The sequence below is a fragment of the Parapedobacter luteus genome, from assembly GCF_900168055.1.
Taxonomy (GTDB): Bacteria; Bacteroidota; Bacteroidia; order Sphingobacteriales; family Sphingobacteriaceae; genus Parapedobacter; species Parapedobacter luteus.
In genome coordinates, this window is sequence record NZ_FUYS01000007.1 from 108,355 (window position 1) to 129,368 (window position 21,014).

General features: G+C 47.6%; 18 protein-coding genes. 17 read left to right on the forward strand and 1 reads right to left on the reverse strand.

What is annotated here, in order from left to right; genetic code table 11:
• Positions 1 to 67 precede the first annotated feature (67 nt).
• The 16 genes from B5X72_RS14240 to B5X72_RS14315 all read left to right on the forward strand — a co-directional run bounded on the left by B5X72_RS14240 (position 68) and on the right by B5X72_RS14315 (position 17,450).
• Positions 68 to 1,360, forward strand: coding sequence for a c-type cytochrome (locus tag B5X72_RS14240; protein WP_079717581.1), 1,293 nt, complete (start codon positions 68 to 70; stop codon positions 1,358 to 1,360).
• Positions 1,361 to 1,405: 45 nt separating this feature from the next.
• Entirely contained in the window at positions 1,406 to 4,420 is a 3,015-nt protein-coding gene (locus B5X72_RS14245) for a TAT-variant-translocated molybdopterin oxidoreductase (RefSeq protein ID WP_079717582.1), read from the forward strand.
• Positions 4,421 to 4,526: 106 nt separating this feature from the next.
• Positions 4,527 to 6,008, forward strand: a complete 1,482-nt coding sequence (gene nrfD, locus B5X72_RS14250; protein ID WP_079717583.1) for an NrfD/PsrC family molybdoenzyme membrane anchor subunit — start codon at positions 4,527 to 4,529, stop codon at positions 6,006 to 6,008.
• Positions 6,009 to 6,010: 2 nt separating this feature from the next.
• Positions 6,011 to 6,547 (forward strand): DUF3341 domain-containing protein, encoded by a 537-nt coding sequence (locus B5X72_RS14255; RefSeq protein WP_079717584.1) that lies wholly within the window; start codon positions 6,011 to 6,013, stop codon positions 6,545 to 6,547.
• A complete protein-coding gene (locus B5X72_RS14260) occupies positions 6,540 to 7,166 on the forward strand; it encodes a c-type cytochrome (protein WP_317043116.1) in 627 nt (208 codons plus the stop codon). The genes B5X72_RS14255 and B5X72_RS14260 overlap by 8 nt, the downstream gene beginning before the upstream one ends.
• Before the next feature lie 20 nt (positions 7,167 to 7,186).
• Entirely contained in the window at positions 7,187 to 8,422 is a 1,236-nt protein-coding gene (locus B5X72_RS14265) for a quinol:cytochrome C oxidoreductase (protein WP_079717586.1), read from the forward strand.
• Between the two features lie 75 nt (positions 8,423 to 8,497).
• Positions 8,498 to 9,835, forward strand: a complete 1,338-nt coding sequence (locus B5X72_RS14270; protein WP_079717587.1) for a cytochrome c oxidase subunit II — start codon at positions 8,498 to 8,500, stop codon at positions 9,833 to 9,835.
• A 31-nt stretch (positions 9,836 to 9,866) separates the two neighbouring features.
• The gene (locus B5X72_RS14275; RefSeq protein ID WP_079717588.1) at positions 9,867 to 11,759 is read left to right on the forward strand and encodes a cytochrome c oxidase subunit I; all 1,893 of its coding nucleotides are present in this window, start codon (positions 9,867 to 9,869) and stop codon (positions 11,757 to 11,759) included.
• 6 nt (positions 11,760 to 11,765) lie between these two features.
• Positions 11,766 to 12,818 carry a COX15/CtaA family protein gene (locus tag B5X72_RS14280; protein WP_079717589.1) on the forward strand — a complete coding sequence of 351 codons (1,053 nt, stop codon included), beginning with the start codon at positions 11,766 to 11,768 and terminating at the stop codon, positions 12,816 to 12,818.
• Positions 12,819 to 12,901: 83 nt separating this feature from the next.
• Positions 12,902 to 13,837 (forward strand): heme o synthase, encoded by a 936-nt coding sequence (gene cyoE, locus B5X72_RS14285; protein WP_079717688.1) that lies wholly within the window; start codon positions 12,902 to 12,904, stop codon positions 13,835 to 13,837.
• Between the two features lie 5 nt (positions 13,838 to 13,842).
• Positions 13,843 to 14,424: a cytochrome c oxidase subunit 3 gene (locus B5X72_RS14290; RefSeq protein WP_079717689.1), complete on the forward strand. Its 582-nt coding sequence runs from the start codon at positions 13,843 to 13,845 to the stop codon at positions 14,422 to 14,424.
• A 9-nt stretch (positions 14,425 to 14,433) separates the two neighbouring features.
• Positions 14,434 to 15,162 (forward strand): cytochrome c oxidase subunit 3, encoded by a 729-nt coding sequence (locus B5X72_RS14295; RefSeq protein WP_079717590.1) that lies wholly within the window; start codon positions 14,434 to 14,436, stop codon positions 15,160 to 15,162.
• Between the two features lie 25 nt (positions 15,163 to 15,187).
• Positions 15,188 to 15,568: a cytochrome C oxidase subunit IV family protein gene (locus B5X72_RS14300; RefSeq protein WP_079717591.1), complete on the forward strand. Its 381-nt coding sequence runs from the start codon at positions 15,188 to 15,190 to the stop codon at positions 15,566 to 15,568.
• 29 nt (positions 15,569 to 15,597) lie between these two features.
• Positions 15,598 to 16,284 (forward strand): SCO family protein, encoded by a 687-nt coding sequence (locus tag B5X72_RS14305; protein ID WP_217698145.1) that lies wholly within the window; start codon positions 15,598 to 15,600, stop codon positions 16,282 to 16,284.
• 37 nt (positions 16,285 to 16,321) lie between these two features.
• A complete protein-coding gene (locus tag B5X72_RS14310; protein WP_079717593.1) occupies positions 16,322 to 16,858 on the forward strand; it encodes a DUF420 domain-containing protein in 537 nt (178 codons plus the stop codon).
• A 136-nt stretch (positions 16,859 to 16,994) separates the two neighbouring features.
• Positions 16,995 to 17,450 (forward strand): ABC transporter ATPase, encoded by a 456-nt coding sequence (locus B5X72_RS14315; protein ID WP_079717594.1) that lies wholly within the window; start codon positions 16,995 to 16,997, stop codon positions 17,448 to 17,450.
• 20 nt (positions 17,451 to 17,470) lie between these two features.
• Here B5X72_RS14315 and mtgA read toward each other — a convergent pair whose 3' ends face one another.
• A complete protein-coding gene (mtgA, locus tag B5X72_RS14320; RefSeq protein ID WP_079717690.1) occupies positions 17,471 to 18,205 on the reverse strand; it encodes a monofunctional biosynthetic peptidoglycan transglycosylase in 735 nt (244 codons plus the stop codon).
• Between the two features lie 86 nt (positions 18,206 to 18,291).
• Between mtgA and mutS the strand changes: the two genes are divergently transcribed.
• Positions 18,292 to 20,901: a DNA mismatch repair protein MutS gene (gene mutS / locus B5X72_RS14325; RefSeq protein ID WP_079717595.1), complete on the forward strand. Its 2,610-nt coding sequence runs from the start codon at positions 18,292 to 18,294 to the stop codon at positions 20,899 to 20,901.
• The last annotated feature ends 113 nt before the right edge of the window (positions 20,902 to 21,014 follow it).

The following is a 21,014-nucleotide window of genomic DNA, read 5'->3' on the forward strand; positions in this document are numbered from 1 at the left end:
GTGTAGTTCCATTGATTCAGATAACCCAAATTTTTACATTCATCATAATCTGTATAAAGTGCTCAATATGAGAAATATCTCATTAGTTTTTGAAAGAATTGCCAAGCCGATATCCGTTGCGTTGGTGTTGTTGTTTTCGGTTTCGTCATTGCAGGCTCAGGATGCAAAGGAAGGCGAGACGATTTTCAAGGCCAATTGTTCTTCTTGTCACAAGGTATTTGGTAAGTTTTTGGGCCCAGAGTTGGCTGGAGTGAATGAGCGGCGTGACGAGGCTTGGTTGTTGAAATGGATCCACAATGCACCTTCGATGATTGCGGCAGGCGATCCCATCGCATTGGAGTTGGATGCGCAGTATCCTTCGGCGGCTATGACCGCCTTCCCTCAGCTTTCTGAAGACCAGATAAAGAGTATTCTTGTCTACATTACGTCTGAAGAGGAAAAGAAAGCGGCTTCCGATGCTGCAGGCGGAGGCGCTTCGGGCGGTGGTGCAGGTGGTGCAGCGGCAAGTGGTGATGCCAGCAGCTTCATGATCATCGGGTTAGTAGCGGTAGTAATCTTGGCGTTTGTAGTCATTTTAGTCCTCAACAAGGTTATCCGTACACTGGAGCGTGTCATTGCAAGCAATAAAGATTTGATTCCTGAGCCTGCCTTGGTTGAAGGGCCAAAAACGGATTACGTTGGCAAGCTAAAGAAGCTGGCCAAGAATAAGAAGCTGGTATTTTTTGCCGTACTTATGCTGATTGTTTTTCTTGGATCCGCTGGCTGGAAAACACTGTGGAACGTCGGTGTACATGAAGGTTACCAGCCGGTACAGCCTATTAAATTTTCGCACCAATTGCATGCAGGCGTCAACCAGATTGAATGCCAATACTGCCATGGCGGTGCCTATAAATCAAAGAATGCTTCCATTCCATCGGCAAATGTGTGTATGAACTGTCATAAAGCCATAACAGCAAGTGACAAATACGATGGTGAGTTGTCTCCGGAAATTGCCAAGATATACCGCGCATTGGATTATAACCCAGAAACGATGGAATATGGCCCCAACCAACGTCCCATCGAATGGGTGCGCATCCATAACCTGCCTGATTTTGCTTATTTCAATCACTCGCAACACGTGGTGGTAGCCGGTGTTGAGTGCCAAACATGCCATGGCCCGATTGAAACGATGGAGGAGGTATACCAATATTCTCCACTTACCATGAAGTGGTGTGTGAATTGTCACCAAGAGACTGAAGTTAATCATGAAGGCAACGCCTACTATGATCAGTTGATTGCCGCACATGAAAAATTGAAAAAAGGTGAAAAGGTGACTGCAGCAATGCTGGGCGGCTTGGAATGTGGCAAATGCCATTATTAATAATAGATACATATTTAGACATACGCAATCTTAGATATAGCTTAAATGGATAGCAACAAGAAATATTGGAAAGGTTTGGAAGAATTGCATCAGACGCCGGCTTTCGTGTCGAAAAGCAAAGGTGAATTTGCCGAACCGGTTCCTGTAGAAGACGTATTGAATGAAGCTGGCTTAAGCACAAAAACTCCCCGTCGCGATTTTCTGAAGGCATTGGGATTTGGACTGGGGGCCGTTACGTTGGCCGCTTGCGAACGTACACCCGTACATAAAGCCGTTCCCTATCTGATAAAACCCGAGGAGATAACCCCCGGAATTCCCAACTTCTATGCTTCCAGCTTCAAGGGGCAGAGCGTGTTGGTAAGGACGCGGGAAGGACGGCCTATCTTACTCGAAGCGAACCCCGCAGCAGTTGGACTCAACTGCGGCACGGATGCTTCGGCACAGGCTTCGGTATTGGATTTATATGATATGTCCAAGCTAAAAGGGCCTAAGTTCAATGGAGCAGATATTTCTTGGGACGAATTGGATACCCATGTAGTTACGGCATTGGATGCTGCCAGTGCAGCCGGTAAGCAAATTCGTATCATATCATCAACAATAAATAGCCCGTCAACCCTGGCAACGGTGGCTCGGTTTACCGACAGGTATCCCACCGCCCGGTTAGTGGAAGTGGATGCTGTATCGTATAGTGGTATTATAAAAGCCAATCAACGTAGTTTTGGAAAGGCTGTGGTGCCTCATTACCGCTTTGACAATGCAGATGTGATTGTGAGTGTGGCTGCTGATTTTCTCGGTACTTGGTTAAGTGGGGAAGAACATACGCAACAATATGTTTCCAACCGGGATTACAAGAGTTTGCAAAACGGCAGAATGTCCCGCCATATTCAGTTTGAAGGCGGTATGAGTCTTACCGGTACCAATGCAGACGTGCGTGTCGCTATCAAGCCTTCAGAGGAAGGCCCCTTGCTGATCGCACTTTATAACGTCATTACCGGTGGCAATTTACCGGGTGCGTTGAGCACAAACCAAAAGGCCCAAACGGCATTAAAACTGGTGGCCCAAGAGCTTCTGCAGGCACGCGGCCGCGCCGTCGTGGTTGCAGGATCAAACGACGTAGCAATACAAACGCTGACCAATGCCATCAACGTGGCGTTGCAAAGTTATGGCAGCACGATTGATCTTGATAACCCGTCCTATCAGTATAAGGGCGATGATGAGGCTTTTGCCGCATTTTTGGCCGAAGCAAATCGGGGTGACGTGGATGTGGTGTTCTTTTTAGATAGTAATCCGTTATACGATTATCCGAATGCCGGTGCCGTAAAGGAAGCGCTTGCCAAGATTAAATTCAAATTGTCGTTTGCCGACCGCGAAGATGAAACAGCTTCCGAATCGGATGCCATTGCACCAAACCATAATTTCTTGGAGTCTTGGGGCGATGCAAACCCACGCGGCGGTTATTATACGATCGTGCAGCCTACGATCAATCCGGTATACAACACACGCCAAGCCGAACAAAGCCTCTTACTATGGGCAGGCGAAAAGACTGAATATTATACCTTTGTCAGGAACAATTGGGAGCAGAATATCTTAGCGGGCAGCAGTAAGTCTTGGAAAGACGTTTTGCAGACTGGTTTTGAGCATAAAGGTGACCAGCCTGCATCGACTTACAACGTCGATACGGCATCACTTGCCGCGGTGGCTAATACCATCGCGACCAACAGTAAAGCGTTAGCAAAAGATATAGAAGTACAATTATATCAAAGCGTTGCGCTTAAAGACGGTAAACAGGCAAATAACGCCTACCTGCAGGAATTGCCCGATCCGGTATCCAAAGTGACGTGGGACAACTATGCCGCCATCAATCCTAAATTCGCCGAATCATTAGGATTGGGCGAAAACAGCTTGGTGACCGTAGAAGGAGAAAACGGTTATAAGGTGACATTGCCCGTGCTGATGCAACCTGGTCAGGCAATGGGTACCGTTTCCATCGCTGTGGGGTATGGGCGCACCAAAGCCGGTAAAGCAGGAAATAATGTAGGGCAAAATGCCTATCCTTTTGCGAAGCTGGTAAATGGTACGCTGCATTTTAACACAACAGCTAAGCTGACCAAAGCCCGCGGAACCTATGAATTAGCTCAGACGCAGACGCATCACACGATTGAGGGCCGGAACGTTATCCGGGAAACCACCTTCACTCAGTACAAGGAAAATCCAGGCCATAATGCCGGAAGATGGACGGATAAGCACAAGACCTATGATTTGTGGGATAAATACGAACAGCCCGGTCATAAATGGGTGATGGCTATCGACCTCAACGCATGTACAGGGTGCGGTTCGTGTATAGTCGCTTGTAATATCGAAAACAATATCCCGGTAGTAGGGCGCGATGAAGTGCGCCGCCGCCGCGAAATGCACTGGTTGCGTATAGACCGCTACTACGCTATCGAGCAGGATGGTAAGTCGTATACCAAGGAGGATGATATCCGCGATTTGGATGACATGGAAAATGTGTCGGTGGTGCACCAACCGATGATGTGCCAGCACTGTGAACACGCTCCTTGTGAGACGGTCTGCCCGGTAATTGCCACCATGCACTCTTCAGAGGGGTTAAACCACATGGCATACAACCGTTGTTTCGGTACGCGTTACTGCGCAAACAACTGCCCGTACAAAGTACGCCGTTTCAACTGGTTTAACTACTGGAACGATTCTCGGTTTGACAATTACCTGAATAATGAGTTTACCCAATTGGTGTTGAATCCGGATGTTGTTTCCCGCTCACGTGGGGTGATGGAAAAATGCTCGATGTGTATCCAGCGTATCCAAGCAGGCAAGCTGAAGGCCAAAATGGAAAAACGGCAGTTGCGGGATGGTGACATCAAGTTGGCTTGTTCTTCAGCATGTTCAGCAAATGCCATTATTTTCGGTGATGCCAATGATCCCAATTCGGAAGTTTCGAAAGCATTGAGAAACGAGCGGGTTTACTATGTGCTGGAGGAGATCAATGTGCAACCCGGCATCGGCTACATGACGAAGGTAAGAAATACGTATGAGGCTTAATCATTTTGAAACCGGCCATGACAGCGCCTTTCGCAACAGGCAAGTGTCATAGCAGGTTCCATAAGGCCAAATGAGAAAAGATAATTTACGAATGAAATAATAGACTATGTCATCGCATAACGAATCAATATTAAGAGAACCATTAGTTACCGGAAAGGATATCACCTATGCAAAGGTGACGGATGATATCTTGCTGCCGGTGGAAAATAAACCCAACAAGGCTTGGTGGATAGGGTTTATCATGGCCGCATTGGGTGCCTTGCTGTGGGTGGTGAGCGTCGGCTATACGTTTTGGACTGGTATCGGTGCATGGGGATTGAATAAGACCGTTGGCTGGGCGTGGGATATCACTGATTTCGTCTGGTGGGTAGGTATCGGTCACGCCGGTACACTTATCTCCGCGGTGTTGTTGTTATTCCGGCAAAACTGGCGCAACTCCATCAACCGCTCAGCAGAAGCGATGACAATTTTTGCGGTGATATGTGCCGCTACGTATGTGGTAGCGCACATGGGCCGCCCCTGGCTGGCATACTGGATTTTTCCGCTACCCAATCAGTTTGGATCGCTTTGGGTAAACTTCAACTCACCATTGGTATGGGATGCGTTCGCAATCTCTACTTATTTCACAGTATCCTTGGTGTTTTGGTATTGTGGTCTATTGCCGGATATCGCCTCTGTACGTGACCGTGCTGCGGGCTTAAAAAGGAGGATTTATTCCATCCTGTCGTTTGGCTGGAATGGCTCTGTAAAGACGTGGCAACGTTTCGAAATCGTATCACTTATACTCGCTGGTATCTCTACCCCGCTGGTACTTTCCGTACATACGATAGTTTCCATGGACTTTGCAACCTCAGTCATCCCTGGTTGGCACACGACCATCTTTCCGCCATACTTCGTCGCTGGGGCAATCTTTTCCGGATTTGCCATGGTGCAGACCCTGCTGTTGGTGATGCGTAAGGTGCTCAACTTTGAGAACTATATTACGATGTTCCACATCGAGTCGATGAACAAAATCATCATGGTGACGGGCTCTATCGTAGGTATCGCTTACCTGACTGAGTTGTTCATCGCATGGTATTCCGGCTCCGAATACGAGATGTATGCATTTGCCAACCGGATTGCGGGGCCTTATGCGTGGGCTTATTGGGCGATGATGACCTGTAACGTGATTTCGCCGCAACTTTTCTGGTTCAAAAAGATACGGACAAGTATTCCCATTTCCTGGGTACTTTCCATCGTAGTGAATATCGGAATGTGGTTTGAACGTTTCGTGATTATCGTTACGTCCTTGCACCGCGATTACATTCCTTCAAGTTGGGCGATGTTTTACCCAACCTGGACGGATGTCGGTGTGTTCGTCGGATCCATAGGTGTATTTTTTACCCTGTTCCTGCTGTTCCTGCGGTTCCTGCCAGGTATTGCTATCGCGGAGGTGAAATTGCTGTTGAAGAGCGCGAGCTTACAACAGAAGACCAAACTGGTTAAGGAAGGCCACCTCGATCCCGAGCAGGTAGCGTTTTTCAGAGATTCACTGTCAAAGTATGATTCAGTCAGTGAAGAAGACATTAAGGAGTTAGAAACCAAGTAGCAATGAGCAATATCAAATATATCATCGGAAGTTTTGCAGACCCGGACGAGCTGATGGACGGGATTGACAAGCTGCAGGCCAACAACATCAGCATTTACGATTGCTTCACACCGATGCCAATCCATGGCATCGAGGCGAAGTTGGGCGTGAAGCCATCGCGCCTACCTATCGCGGCATTCTGCTTTGGTTTGTTGGGCGGAACACTGGGTTTCAGTCTGTTATATTACACGATGACCTACGATTGGCCCATGAACATCGGTGGCAAGCCTGCTTTACCGTTGCCTGACTTCGTGCCGGTGACGTTTGAGTGCACGATTTTAATTACTGCCTTGGGTATGGTTGCAACGTTTTTCTACCGAAACCACCTGTTTCCGGGCAGGGCTCCGCGGGTAATGGATTTGCGTGCCACGGATGATCGGTTTATCATTGCTATTGATGCCAATGATAATGTAGACCATGAAAAGATTGAAGGGCTGTTGAAAGAGGCCGGAGCCGTAGAAGTGAAGTACAATGAACGCAAATATGTTAGCTATGAATAAGATGAGATTTCTTAGCGCTGTAGGCGCAGCCGTTGCGATTGCGGCTGTGGTAGCTTGTGGTGACAATACCACACGCAGCACGGGCTGGGAATTTTCGCGAAATATGTACGACCCGTTAGGGTATAATCCTGATCAGCCGAACCCCAACTTTAAGGATGGCAAAACGGCTCAGATTCCGCCGCCGGGTACTACGCCGGTGGGATTCGAACGGTTCCCTTATTCGGCAAGTACAGAAGATTATGAACGCGCGGGCGCAGAGCTGGTCAACCCCCTCCAACGGACCCAGGAAACGCTCGCTCAGGGAGAAGCATTGTATCAGGTATATTGCGCGGTTTGCCATGGACCCGAAGGACGTGGCGATGGGCCGATTACGAAGGACAGGAGACTGGAGTCCAAGTCCGAATCCCGGCAGTTGGAAAACTATCCTCCGCCGCCATCATACGCGAAATCTGATGGAATCAACTCCTCAAGAGGCGGGTTGATGGCAGAATTGACCGACGGTAAAATCTATCATACAATCACGTACGGACTGAACATGATGGGATCGCACGCTTCCCAACTGTCCCCCGAAGAGCGTTGGAAGGTAGTTATGTACGTCAGAGAATTACAGAAAAAATAATATTATATCAGCTATATTAAATGGGAACTCATAGTCATCATCACGATTATAACTTTAGCGAGCAATTTACGTTTACGGCGAAGGCGAGGGGACTGAGTTTGGTCGCGCTTGCGGTAGGCATAGTGGCAGTAGCCATTGGCTTGCTCTCCAGTGAACACATCATCGTGGAACGTACATACGCCAATTTGCTGCTGATGGGGTATTATTTTACGTGTGTATGTGCTGCCGGGGGATTCTTTTTGGCTTTGCAGTTTGTTACGCAGGCCGGATGGTCTTCAGGCTTGATTCGGATTCCGCAAGCGATGGCCAGCGTGTTACCTATTGCATCCGTTATTCTGTTGATAATCACCGCTACAGGGTTATTTTCGCACAATTTGTACCATCACTGGTATGCAGAAGGACTTACAGACCCAGAAAGCCCCAATTATGATGCATTGGTGGCCGGGAAGTCCGCATTTTTGAACGCTCCTGGCTTTTTACTACGCCAGGTCGTGTTCATGGGATCCTACAGCATCTGCTCTTGGTTGCTGGCCAAATATTCGTATAACGAAGATTTGCAGGGCGGCCTTAATTCCTATAAAAAGAGTTTCAAACTTTCGGCGTTGTTTTTAGTGATTTTTGGCTTTACAACACCTATCTGGTCATTTGATACAGTCATGTCACTGGAAGCACACTGGTTTTCGACCATGTTTGGTTGGTATAATTTTGCCGCCATGTGGGTTAGCGGGTTGTGCGTGATTACCCTGATCTTGATTTTACTTAAAAAATCGGGTTACTTGGCTTGGGTAAATGAAAACCATCTGCATGATTTGGGTAAGCTGATTTTTGGGTTCTCCATTTTCTGGACTTATGTTTGGTTTGCTCAGTTTATGCTGATTTGGTATGCCAACATTCCTGAAGAAACCGTGTACTTCTACAAGCGTTGGGAGCCGGAGTACAAGCTATGGTTTTGGGTCAATCTGTTTATCAATTTTGTAGTGCCGATCTTGGCATTGATGGATAGGGATGCCAAGCGGAAAATGAATATACTGATGATCGTTTGCATCGTGCTGCTGCTGGGCCACTGGCTGGATTACTACATCATGATTATGCCCGGTACGGTGGAAGTACACCGTGGTTTCGGATGGATAGAGATCGGAACAGCATTGGGATTTGTGGGGCTATTTTCTTTCTTGGTCTTAAACAAGTTGAGCCGGCATGCATTAGCGCCAGCCAAGCATCCTTTTTTGGAAGAAAGTTTGCATCACCAGATTTGATATACGAGATTTGAAGGCTGAATGGAGCAGGCCGACGTTAAAATATAAGAACACGGACAATCGTTATAAATAGAGATGGGCTTTTTAAAGAATAGTAATTTTAAGATAGTTTTTTTGCTGGCGCTCGCGATAGGCGTGTCATTGTCGGCTACGGTATCCGCACGTCAACAGGTGGAAGATACTTCCATTCATGCTACCGATACAACTGGAGCAATCGCTGACCCGAACGCTACCGTATCGGCTGACACCTCGTTGACTTCAGATACGGCTGCCATGGACTCCGCAGCTGCTGTAAAAGGAGCTACCCCGACGGCAACAACCGAGGAGGCCGGCAAAGTGAGCCTCGACCCGCAGGTATACACCAATTTCTTTTATTACCTGCTGGTTGTCTTCTTGGTTTGCGTGCTGGTGGCGGTAGTGGGTAAGATTCTGCAGATATATGAGTTGACCCGCCGTATGAATGGCCGGGATACCACCTATTATATGTATAATGTACATGCAAATTTGTTTTTGGTGTGTTTGGTGGTGGGTCTTTATGGCGTTTATTGGTCTTACGCAAATCATGGTGCGCAATCCCTGCGGGATGCGGCCACAGAGCATGGCGAGCGGATAGACGCGATGTTTATGATTACGACGGTCATTACAACCATCGTTTTGGTGCTTACGCATATCGGTTTGTTTGGTTTCGCTTTCAAATACCGTGCAACCCCCTCAAGGAAAGCTTATTTTTACCCGCATAACAACACGATTGAGAAAGTCTGGACCATTGTGCCGGCCGTGGTGTTGACGGTGCTGGTATTGTTTGGCTTCTTTACCTGGCGGAGTATTACCAATGTTCCCGAGGAGGAACAAAAGAACGCACTTCACATTGAAGTCATTGGTGAGCAGTTCGCCTGGACGGTACGTTATCCGGGACGGGACGGACAAATTGGCGAGCGTAATTATCGACTGACTACGCCATTGAATAGCCTTGGTATTGACTTTACAGATAAGAGCAGTTGGGATGACCAGTTGGGCGCTGAAATTGTGCTACCCGTAAACAGGCCTGTCCGCGTACAGATCACTTCAAAGGATATTCTGCACAGCTTTTATATTCCGGACTTCCGCGTTCAAATGAATGCTGTGCCGGGGATGAAGACTTACTTCCAGTTTACACCGACCGTGACAACGGAGGAGATGCGCGACAAATTGGGCGATTACAATTACGACTTTGTTATGTTGTGTGCCAAGATATGTGGTGGCGGGCACTATAACATGCAGAAGCGGGTACGGGTAGTCACCGAGGAGGAGTACCAAGCTTGGCTCAACGAGCAACCCTATTTTTTCACGGAAGATTTGAGGAAAGAGTTTCAGGTGTCACAGGCATCAGAAGAAGAAGTAGAAGCGAAGAAGCTGTTGGCTAACGCCAACTAATATTGAAAAAAAAACGTATTAATACACAGATATGTCAACTATAGCAAACGCAGGCACTCATAGCGTGGACCATCACGGTGATCATGGGCATCACCATGAAACGTTTTGGACTAAATATGTATTTAGCCAAGACCACAAAATGATTGCTAAGCAATTTTTGATTACCGGTATTATTATGGCTGTGGTAGCCATGCTGTTGTCGATTTTGTTCAGGATTCAATTGGCCTGGCCGGATAAGGAATTCCCGATTTTGGAGGTTTTCCTTGGCAGTAAGTGGGCCGCCGGTGGGCGTATTCACCCTGAATTTTTCCTGGCGTTGGTGACCATACACGGAACCATCATGGTCTTTTTCGTGCTTACAGCTGGGCTTAGCGGTACGTTTGCGAACCTGTTGATACCTTATCAGTTGGGAGCAAGGGATATGGCGTCGCCGTTTATGAACATGCTTTCGTATTGGTTCTTCTTTGTGGCTTGTATTGTGATGATCGCGTCATTCTTCGTAGAGAGCGGCCCGGCAAGTGCAGGATGGACCATCTACCCGCCGCTTTCCGCTGTGCCTAAAGCGATTAGTGGTTCGGCTACGGGGATGACTTTATGGCTGATCAGCATGACGCTTTTCATTGTGTCCCAGGTACTCGGTGGCACGAATTATATCAGTACGGTATTGAACATGCGCACGAAGGGGATGGACCTTTGGAAGATGCCACTCACTATATGGGCGTTATTCCTGACCGCGATTGTCGGGCTGTTGTCGTTCCCGGTATTGGTGTCTGCTGTGGTGTTACTTATCTTCGATCGGAGCTTTGGTACAAGTTTCTATTTATCGGACTTGGTCGTCCAAGGCCAAATTTTGCCCAACGAAGGCGGTAGCCCCATCCTGTTCCAGCACTTGTTTTGGTTCCTGGGACACCCGGAGGTTTACATTGTATTGATGCCGGCTCTTGGTCTGACATCCGAAGTTATTTCTACGAACTCACGTAAACCCATCTTTGGCTATCATGCGATGGTCTACTCGTTGATCGGTATTACTATCCTGTCGTTCATCGTTTGGGGACACCATATGTTCGTCACGGGGATGAACCCGTTTTTGGGCGGAGTGTTTATGATTACGACGTTGATCATTGCCGTGCCTTCTGCCGTGAAAGTATTTAATTACCTAGCTACGCTTTGGCGGGGCAACATCCGGTTTACACCGGCGATGCTTTTTGCTATCGGCATGGTATCATTCTTCATTTCGGGTGGTCTTACCGGTATTTATTTGGGTAACTCTGCGTTGGACATCAACTTACATGACACGTACTTCGTGGTGGCCCACTTCCACTTGGTAATGGGGTCAGCGTCCATCTTTGGTATGTTGTGTGGGGTTTATCACTGGTTTCCAAAGCTCTTCGGCCGTATGATGAATGAGAAATTAGGATATTTGCATTTTTGGCTTACGTTCATCGGTGCGTATTTGGTGTTCTTCCCTATGCACTTTATGGGGATAGACGGTGTTCCGCGTCGGTATTACGCATTCACGGAGTTTCCGTTTATGGAAAAATGGATTTCCGTAAACGTATTTGTTACCTGGGCGGCTATCATCGCTGCGTTAGGACAAATAGCGTTTATCTGGAACTTCTTTTCGTCTATTTGGTTTGGCAAGCGTGCTACGCAGAATCCATGGAGTTCAAATACGCTGGAGTGGACGACTCCCGTGGAGCACATCCATGGCAACTGGCCAGGAGAAATTCCTACGGTTTACCGTTGGCCATATGATTATAGCAAACCAGGGCACCATGAAGATTTTATTCCGCAGACGGTTCCTTTTTCAGAGACGATGAGTTCGAATTTGCCACATGACTTTGAAGGAAATGCGGAGGCTGAGCGTATTCAGCGCGAGTGGGAGTTGGCCAATAATCCGCAGCCGGAGAAGGAGACCGAGTGATAAAACATGCTTCCACCTGCTGAAAAAAGATTCTTATGGGTCAACAAGATCACGATTATATCGTTGTTTGTGTTGATTCTCGCGGGTGGTGTGGTAAGGAGCACAGGCTCCGGAATGGGATGTCCCGATTGGCCGAAGTGTTTTGACCGGTTGGTACCGCCTACAGCCGCCTCGCAATTGCCCGAAGGATATGAGGAAAAGTATATTGCGGGGAGGCAAAAGAAAAACGAACGGTTTGCGAAGATGCTGGAGCGGTTTGGCAACAAGGAGCTGGCCGAACGCATACGCAACGATGAGAGCATCTTGCAGCATGAACCATTCAATGCCGCGAAAACGTGGACAGAGTATATCAACCGGTTGGTTGGAGCGATTACTGGATTTTTGCTTTTACTTTGCGCCATTTTTTCATTTACGTTCTTTAAAACGAAAAAGTCCATTTTCATTTGGAGTGTGATTAATGTAATAGCCGTTGGCTACCAGGCTTGGTTGGGCTCGATCGTTGTGTCTACCAACCTGATGCCCTGGATTATTACGGTGCATATGCTGCTCGCTTTGGTCATTGTCGGAATTAGTATTTATACGTATTTCAAGGCCCGGTCGCTGCGGGATAAGGATTTGCTCATCAATCATACGTCCGGTGGGATAAAGGTTTTGGCGGCATTTTCGCTTTTCCTGATTATCGTCCAGGTAGCGGTCGGTACCGGTGTAAGGGAAGAGATAGACTTGATTTCGGCTTCAAGTAGTATGCCAGACCGGAGCGAATGGCTGGAGCAGGTCGGGCAGGTGTTCGACGTACATCGGAGCTTGGCGGTGGTATCCGCAATAGTGATCGTACTTTTGTTTTTTGTCGTGCGCTCGCGTTTTGCTCCAAGTAGCTACCAAAGTAAGTTTACAAACTTGCTTTTGCTATTGATGGTGTTGCAGTTTGTGACAGCGGCGTTACTGGCATATGTTGATATTCCGCCTTTTGCGCAAACAGCTCATCTCGTGTTGGCGAGCTTGTTATTCGGCAACCAGTATTATTTGATGCTGTTGCTTGGTAAAGTGGCATGGAAGTGATTTTTGATATATTGAAAAATTAGTTGATGAAGATATCTGAGCGTGATATACAGGCCAAGCGGATGGCTAGTGGCGGGGTAGCCATGCAGAAGCGTGGCAAGGGGGAATTTGCTGAAGTCGCGCAATTTGCGGCGGACTTCAAGCAATTGGTCAAAATCCGCTTGACGATGACCGTTGTCTTCTCGGCTTCCATTGCTTTTCTAATCGGCAGCAAGCAGCAGGGAGACATTAATTGGGTTAATTGGCTGATTCTTACGCTGGGGGGCTTTTTGGTCACAGGCTCCGCCAACGGGTTCAATGAGATTATTGAGCGTGATTTGGATAAACTGATGAAGCGGACGGCTGATCGGCCTATCCCGTCCGGCCGCATGACAACAGGGCAGGCCCTTGTATTAAGCTTGCTCATGGGCATTGCCGGTACGTACACGTTGGTTTCGCTAAACTTTATTGCCGGGCTTTTGTCGGTCTTTTCTATAGTCCTTTACGCATTTATTTATACACCGCTGAAGCGAAAATCGCCGATAGCGGTGTTTGTTGGTGCGTTTCCTGGCGCATTGCCGCCGCTTATCGGCTATTATGCAGCCTTTAGCCAGAATGATTTGGCGGCCTATAGCCAACATAATGTCGCCGCTATCGTCGTCATACCGCTGGTGTTGTTTATTATCCAGTTTGTATGGCAGTTTCCTCATTTTTGGGGTATTGCCTGGGTGCTTGATGAAGATTACAAGCGGGCAGGCTTCCGGTTGTTGCCCACGACAAAGCGTGACAGGCTGTCTGCATTGATGGTGTTGGTTTCAACGCTCCTCATGTTGCCTGTAAGTTTGTTGCCGTATTATTTCGGGTTTGGCGGCGTTGTGGTTTCGATTGCCTCGGCCCTTGGTGCATTGCTGTTTAGCTGGTACGGGCTGAAGCTTTTTTTGAAGCGGGATCTGGCTTCGGCACGGCGGGTAATGTTTACCTCTTTTTTTTATTTGCCACTCATCCAGCTGATATTACTGTTTGATTTTAATGCCCTATGATAGCTATGGCTAAATACACGCAAGATAAGGAAGAGCTGACTCAGCAGAAGGCGAAGAAATTCAACCTGTGGCTGGGGATGATAGGGATGTTTATGATGTTTGCCGCGCTTTCAAGCGGATTTATCGTTTACACTGCCGGCGGAATGGACCGGGGGATCAAGACCTTATTGCCTGACGCATTCATCTATAGCACGGCTTTAATCGTGTTGAGCAGTGTCACGATGCAGTTGGCTTACAACGCGGCGAAAAAGACATTATTTAGTAGGCAGAAAATGTTGCTGGTAGCCACCATTTTATTGGGTATTGGTTTTTTTATTATCCAAGTGTATGCATGGGGGGTCTTAAGCGCCAGGGGCGTCGTGTTTGTCAATAGCAATGCATCACAATCGTTTATTTACGTGTTCACCGGTATGCACCTGGCACATATTGTGGCCGGTATTCTGGTTTTGATAAGAGCTTTAGCGGGGCGTATCAATAATATTCCCCAAGTGAATAATGTCTTCCGAATGGATCTGGCCGCACTATTCTGGCATTTTCTGGGCTTTTTATGGATTTATATTTATGTTTTTTTACTTTTGAATCAATAACACTGAACAATGAGTACAACTGTAACGGAATTGGATAAGGTAAAAACCGGACGCTGGAACGGGGGTAGGTCGCCTTTCAATGTGGAGTATGGCAAGATCATGATGTGGTTTTTCCTTACTTCGGATGCTTTTACGTTTTCCGCGTTCCTGATTTATTATGGGACACAGCGTTTTGCCCATCTTACTTGGCCGGATCCGGATAAGGTATTTCAGTCTATACCGTTCATCGCAGACCACGGCTATCCGTTGGTGTTTGTGGGGATCATGACGTTTATTCTCATCATGAGTTCGGTGACAATGGTGCTTGCCGTGGAGGCCGGGCACCGCAACTCGAAAAAGGAAGTGGTCAATTGGATGATCGCAACGATTATCGGTGGTCTTATGTTCATCGGATGCCAGGCGCTGGAATGGACGCACTTGCACCACCAGGGCTTCTGGTGGGGAAGCATTCCTTTTCAGGAAGGGGTATCTCCCGAGGTGACACTCGAGCCGTATTTTTCCCGTGAAATTTCGGAAGTGTCGGCGCTTCAGTTTGCGAACCTGTTCTTTACCATAACAGGATTTCACGGATTTCACGTCTCTGTAGGGATACTATTGAATATCATCGTTCTCGGCATGGTCTTGGCCAATACGTTTGAACGCCGTGGTTCTTACCTCATGGTCGAAAAAGTGGGGCTTTACTGGCACTTTGTAGATTTGGTATGGGTGTTTGTATTTACATTCTTTTATTTGGTATAATCAATAATTAACGCAATATTACGCTATGGCTTCTCAACATCACGATCATACGGTAGGACACGAAGATGGACAACACCACGAAGGTATGTCCAAGGGTAAGATTTGGCGTGTATTTTTCTACCTGCTGGCCCTTACGGCGTTGGAATTTTTTATAGCCCTCGTGTTGGTGCATGGTGGCGTTATTTCCAAAGGTCTTGGTGTAAACATCGTTTATATCGTCCTTACGCTGTTCAAAGCATATTATATCGTCGCTTATTTCATGCACCTCAAGTTTGAGACATTTGGATTTATCATGTCCGTCACCATCGTGTTCCTATTTATTATCTATTTCATCGCATTGATGCTTACAGAAGGAACTTATATGAAAGGGCATTTCAATCCGTTCCCCTTTTGGCCGAATAATTAATGGGTATCGTCAAGCAAGGGAGCGGTGGCTTGAAGAAAATCATAATCCTGGCAGCTATTTTGATACTGCCGGGATTTTTATATTATTTGCTGGAGAGGAAAGGTGAGAATCGGTATAAGACACTGCCGATTTATGGCGAAAAGGTGCTGACAGGTACGTTTAGCAACCGGATGGGAAAGAAAGTCCCTGACACGCTATTTCACCATATTAAGCCGTTTTCGTTGGTGAACCAGCAGGGCGAACCTATTCACGTATTGGCCAACGATTCTACATTGGCAGTCGTCAACTTTTTTTACAGCCGTTGTACGTCGTTTTGCGAACAGATGAACAACGAGATGAATCGGGTCGCCGAGCGGTTTATCAATAACGAGTTGATCAATTTCTATACCATCACCGTGGATACGCTGTACGACACACCCGAAGTGTTGCGGGAGTACGCAGCGGCATACCGACCGGAGACAAAGAAATGGCATTTCCTTACATCCGGGGATGATAATGTCTTCGATATTGCACAACAGGGGTTTCTGGTGGATGCCGTGCAGGACACGACCAAGTCTGTCCATTTCATCCACAGTGCGTCGTTGGTTCTGGTTGATTCCGAACGGCGTATTCGGGGCTACTATGATGCGACTCAGAAAAAGGAAGTGGATCGGTTGATAGACGAGATCAAACTGTTGCTGGTAGAAGAGATTCGCGAAAAAAGTCCGTTTAAGTGATTTAGGTTTACGCTTTTAGATTTACGATTTTGTAGTTATGGAACAGGCGCTTGAAAAAAGATATAATAAATGGATAGTTGTTTTATCAGTGGCTATCCCGGTGGTTGTAGCCATCCTGTTTGGTGTCAATTTACGTGATTTGGGCTATGACGTAAAGCCGCTCACATTCCTGCCGCCCATTTATGCGACAATTAATGGCGTGACAGCGGTATTGCTCGTGTGGGCCGTCGCTGCCATCCGCCGGGGCAACCGCAGATTGCACGAAACCTTGGTAAGAATTTGCATTGGATGCTCGGTGGCATTTTTGGTCATGTATGTGGCTTACCACATGACGGCTGAGTCTACGCCATATGGCGGGCAAGGCACTATTCGCTATGTGTATTTTTTTATCTTGATTACCCATATTTTATTATCCATCATTATCATTCCTTTTGTGCTGGTTACCTATGTCCGGGGCCTTTCCGGTAATTTTGCGAAGCACCGCAAATTGGCAAAGGTTACATTCCCCCTCTGGCTGTATGTAGCGGTGACCGGCGTGGTGGTCTACCTGATGATATCGCCCTATTACGGATGATTGAACGTCCGCGTTTCAGCAACAGGGCAAGTTTCCGATTGAAGACATCACGAAGGCTCAGATCTAACATTTGCCGGGCACCCGTCTCCATATACCTGCATAAAACCATAGCAATAATTCCGTATCTTTGCCAACAATGGAACGTATTTGGATATATCAGGCCGATCGGCAAATATTGGAGCGCGAAAAAGCTTATATATTGGAGAAACTGGAGGCATTCACCTCACAATGGAAGGCCCACGGCAAAGCATTGGCCGCTCATGCCGAAATCCGGCATGATTGGTTTGTCATTATCATGGTTGATGACACGGTAGCGCCGCCAACCGGCTGTTCAATTGACAAATCCGTACACCTCCTTAAAGAAATCGAACAGGAAATCGGAATCAGCCTCTTTGATCGCATGCGGGTGGCATACCGTCACCCAGATGGTATCAAGGTAGTGCCGCGCGCCGAGTTTGAGCGTCTTATTGCCACCGGTGAGGTGACGGATGATACGCCGGTATTCAATAATCTTGTGGCCTCCTATCCAGACTTAGCAGACAAATGGGAAGTTCCGTTGCGCGAAAGCTGGCATGCGAAGGTGTTTTTTTAGTGACAGGTGGTTGATCGGTGTCAGGGTATCTGGCTGTAACTCATATAGCGGACGATGGCGTTCGCTTTTCTATTGATGTATGCGGTAGGCTTTGCGGGCGACCAGCGTCTTGGGTTAGGCAATACCGCTACCAGGAGTGCAGCCTGTCGTTTGGTCAGGCTATGGGCTGATTTGCCGTAATAATGTTGCGTAGCGGCTTCGGCGCCATACAGGCCGTCTCCCGTTTCAATGACATTGAGGTAGACTTCAAGGATGCGCTTTTTACTCCAAAACAACTCTATCAAAATTGTGAAATACGTTTCGAATCCTTTACGTATCCAGGACCGTCTGGGCCAGAGGAACACATTCTTGGCCGTCTGTTGGCTGATGGTGCTCCCGCCGCGGAGTGTGCGACCGTCTTGATTGCGTCGATAAGCCTCGGCAATGGCTTTGCGGTCGAAACCCCAGTGTTCCATGAAGCGCGCATCTTCACCTGAAATCGTGGCTCGCTTTAAGTTGTCGGAGAGATCTTCATAGCGTACCCATTGCTTCGTGATTTTCCAGTCCTTGCCGTCACTTTTTCGTTCAAAGCCCCGCTGTACCATTAACCAGGTAATGGGCGGGTTGATAAAGCGCAATAGCAGCACCCAACTGATGGTAATGGCAAAGAAGTAGACGATTACCCGCAATGTCCAACGGAGGTATACATTCCGGATAGCAGGTATGAGCCGGGTTTTCCTTTTCGTTTTTTTGCGGCGTTTTTGTTTGGCTGCCATAGTTTCGTAACGCGAATATACAAATAGAAACTTGTCAAATCCCTGCAATAATCCTATTTTTACGCCCACGCAAAAAATAACCTACGTTGGCAAAAGCAGCAAAGAAAGAGACTCCACTGATGCAGCAATACAACAGCATCAAGGTGAAATATCCTGGCGCGTTATTGCTGTTTCGTGTGGGCGATTTTTATGAAACGTTCGGCGAAGATGCGGTCAAAGCTGCAGGCATCCTGGGTATTGTGCTGACCAAACGGGGCAATGGCAGTGAAGCGGAGACGGCCTTGGCGGGTTTCCCTCATCATTCGCTGGAAACATACCTGCCCAAGTTGGTCCGGGCCGGGCAACGGGTGGCCATATGCGATCAGTTGGAGGATCCCAAGACGACCAAGACCATCGTAAAACGGGGAGTGACCGAACTGGTGACGCCGGGTGTGTCGTACAATGACAACATTCTTCAGCAAAAAGCAAACAACTACCTCGCCTCCGTTTTTTTTGATAAAAATGCAATAGGTATAGCTTTTCTCGATATTTCCACGGGCGAGTTTTTAGTGGCCCAAGGCAATGCTGCATATATCGATAAGTTGTTGCAAGGGTTTAAGCCAACAGAAGTCATTATGGGCAAGCGCCAATACAAAACATTTGTAGAGACGTTTGGAAGTAATTTTTATACCTATGCGCTTGATGAATGGCCGTACAGCGGCGATTATGCTCAGGAAACCTTGCTTAAACATTTTGAAGTAAAATCGCTAAAGGGCTTTGGCATTGATAGGCTGTCATCGGCTGTCATGGCGGCGGGCGTGGCGCTGCATTACCTCAATGAAACCGAGCATCGCAATCTCCAGCATATCTCCAACATTTCACGCATTGAGGAAGACCGTTACATGTGGCTCGACCGCTTTACCGTCCGGAATCTGGAATTGGTGGGATCGGCCAATGAGCATGCCATAACACTTGTCGACGTGTTGGATCAAACTTCGTCACCGATGGGCGCGCGGTTGCTCAAGCGCTGGATGGTCATGCCACTAAAAGAGCGGGTGGCCATTGTCGAACGGCTTGATGTCGTTGATTACTTATACCACCACCGGGAGCTTCGGGAAGAGTTGGTGCGCGAAATCAAGCAAATCGGTGATTTGGAGCGGCTGATTAGTAAAATCGGGCTTCAGAAAGCCAATCCACGTGAGGTTGTTCAGCTCAGACGGGCCTTGCAGGCAATCGAAAAGCTGCAAACATTGACAGGCAGCACAGATGTGGAAGCACTGCGTATCATCGGTGAGCAGCTGGATCCGTGCATACCCATCAGTGAACGCATTGCCACACACCTCAATCCGGAGCCACCGGTGGCGGTAAACAAAGGTAATGTTATCGCAGCCGGTGTCGATGAAGAGCTGGACAAATTGCGTAAGGTGGCTTACGGTGGTAAGGATTATTTACTGGAGATTCAGAAGCGGGAGTCTGATGCGACGGGCATCCCGTCGTTGAAGATTGCTTTTAACAACGTGTTTGGGTACTATCTTGAAGTGACCAATGCACATAAAGATAAGGTTCCGAGCGAGTGGGTACGTAAGCAGACGTTGGTCAATGCCGAACGTTACATTACCGAGGAGCTCAAGGAATATGAAGAGCAGATACTGGGCGCTGAAGAAAAAATCCAAGCCTTGGAAACCCGGCTTTACGCCGAATTGGTCGCTGCCGTTGCCGGGTATATTAAGCCTATCCAGCACAACGCGCATTTGGTGGCGCAACTGGATGTGCTGGTCAATTTTGCGGTGATTTCTGAAAAGAATCACTATGTGAAGCCCGAGGTGAATGATGGAACGGCCATTGACATCAAAGGCGGGCGCCACCCGGTTATTGAGCACAATTTACCGATAGGCGAAGATTACATCACCAATGATGTTTTTTTAGACACCGAAACCCAGCAAATCATCATTATTACCGGGCCGAATATGGCTGGTAAGTCCGCGTTGCTGCGTCAGACGGGCCTGATTGTGCTCATGGCCCAGATGGGCTGTTTCGTGCCGGCAACGGAAGCCCGCATCGGGCTGATCGATAAGATATTTACCCGTGTGGGTGCATCAGACAACCTCTCGTCCGGTGAATCGACGTTTATGGTGGAAATGAACGAGACCGCCAGCATCATGAACAATCTTTCCGAGCGAAGCCTCATCCTCCTCGATGAAATTGGGCGCGGCACCAGTACCTATGACGGGATATCCATCGCCTGGGCAATCGCGGAGTTTCTGCATAATCATCCTACCACGAGGGCAAAAACGTTGTTTGCAACCCATTATCATGAATTAAACGAGCTGGCAGCTTCCTTCCCCCGGATTAAGAACTATAATGTTTCCGTAAAGGAAGTGAACAATAAGGTTATTTTCTTGCGCAAATTGGTGCCTGGAGGAAGCGAGCATAGCTTTGGCCTGCATGTTGCCAAACTGGCCGGGATGCCACCCAAGTTGCTGCAACGGGCCAACGAGATCCTCAAACGGTTGGAACAAGAGCGCACAGGAGGAGAGCGTATTAAGGACAGCATCAAAAAAATCCAAAAGCAGGCGTACCAATTGCAAATGTTTTCTATCGATGATCCCATCCTGGTAAAAATCCGCGATATGCTCAATAATCTAGATGTCAATACCCTCACGCCCGTCGAGGCGCTGATGAAACTGGATGAGATTCAGCGATTGTTGAAGAATTGAGGTTTTATTTGTGATATTTGTTAATATCTTGCTGCTTTTTTTGAAAAAAGTAAAAAAAAACGACGTTTTTTGAAAAAATGCAGTAATTTAGCGGCGAACAGACACACTTTAAA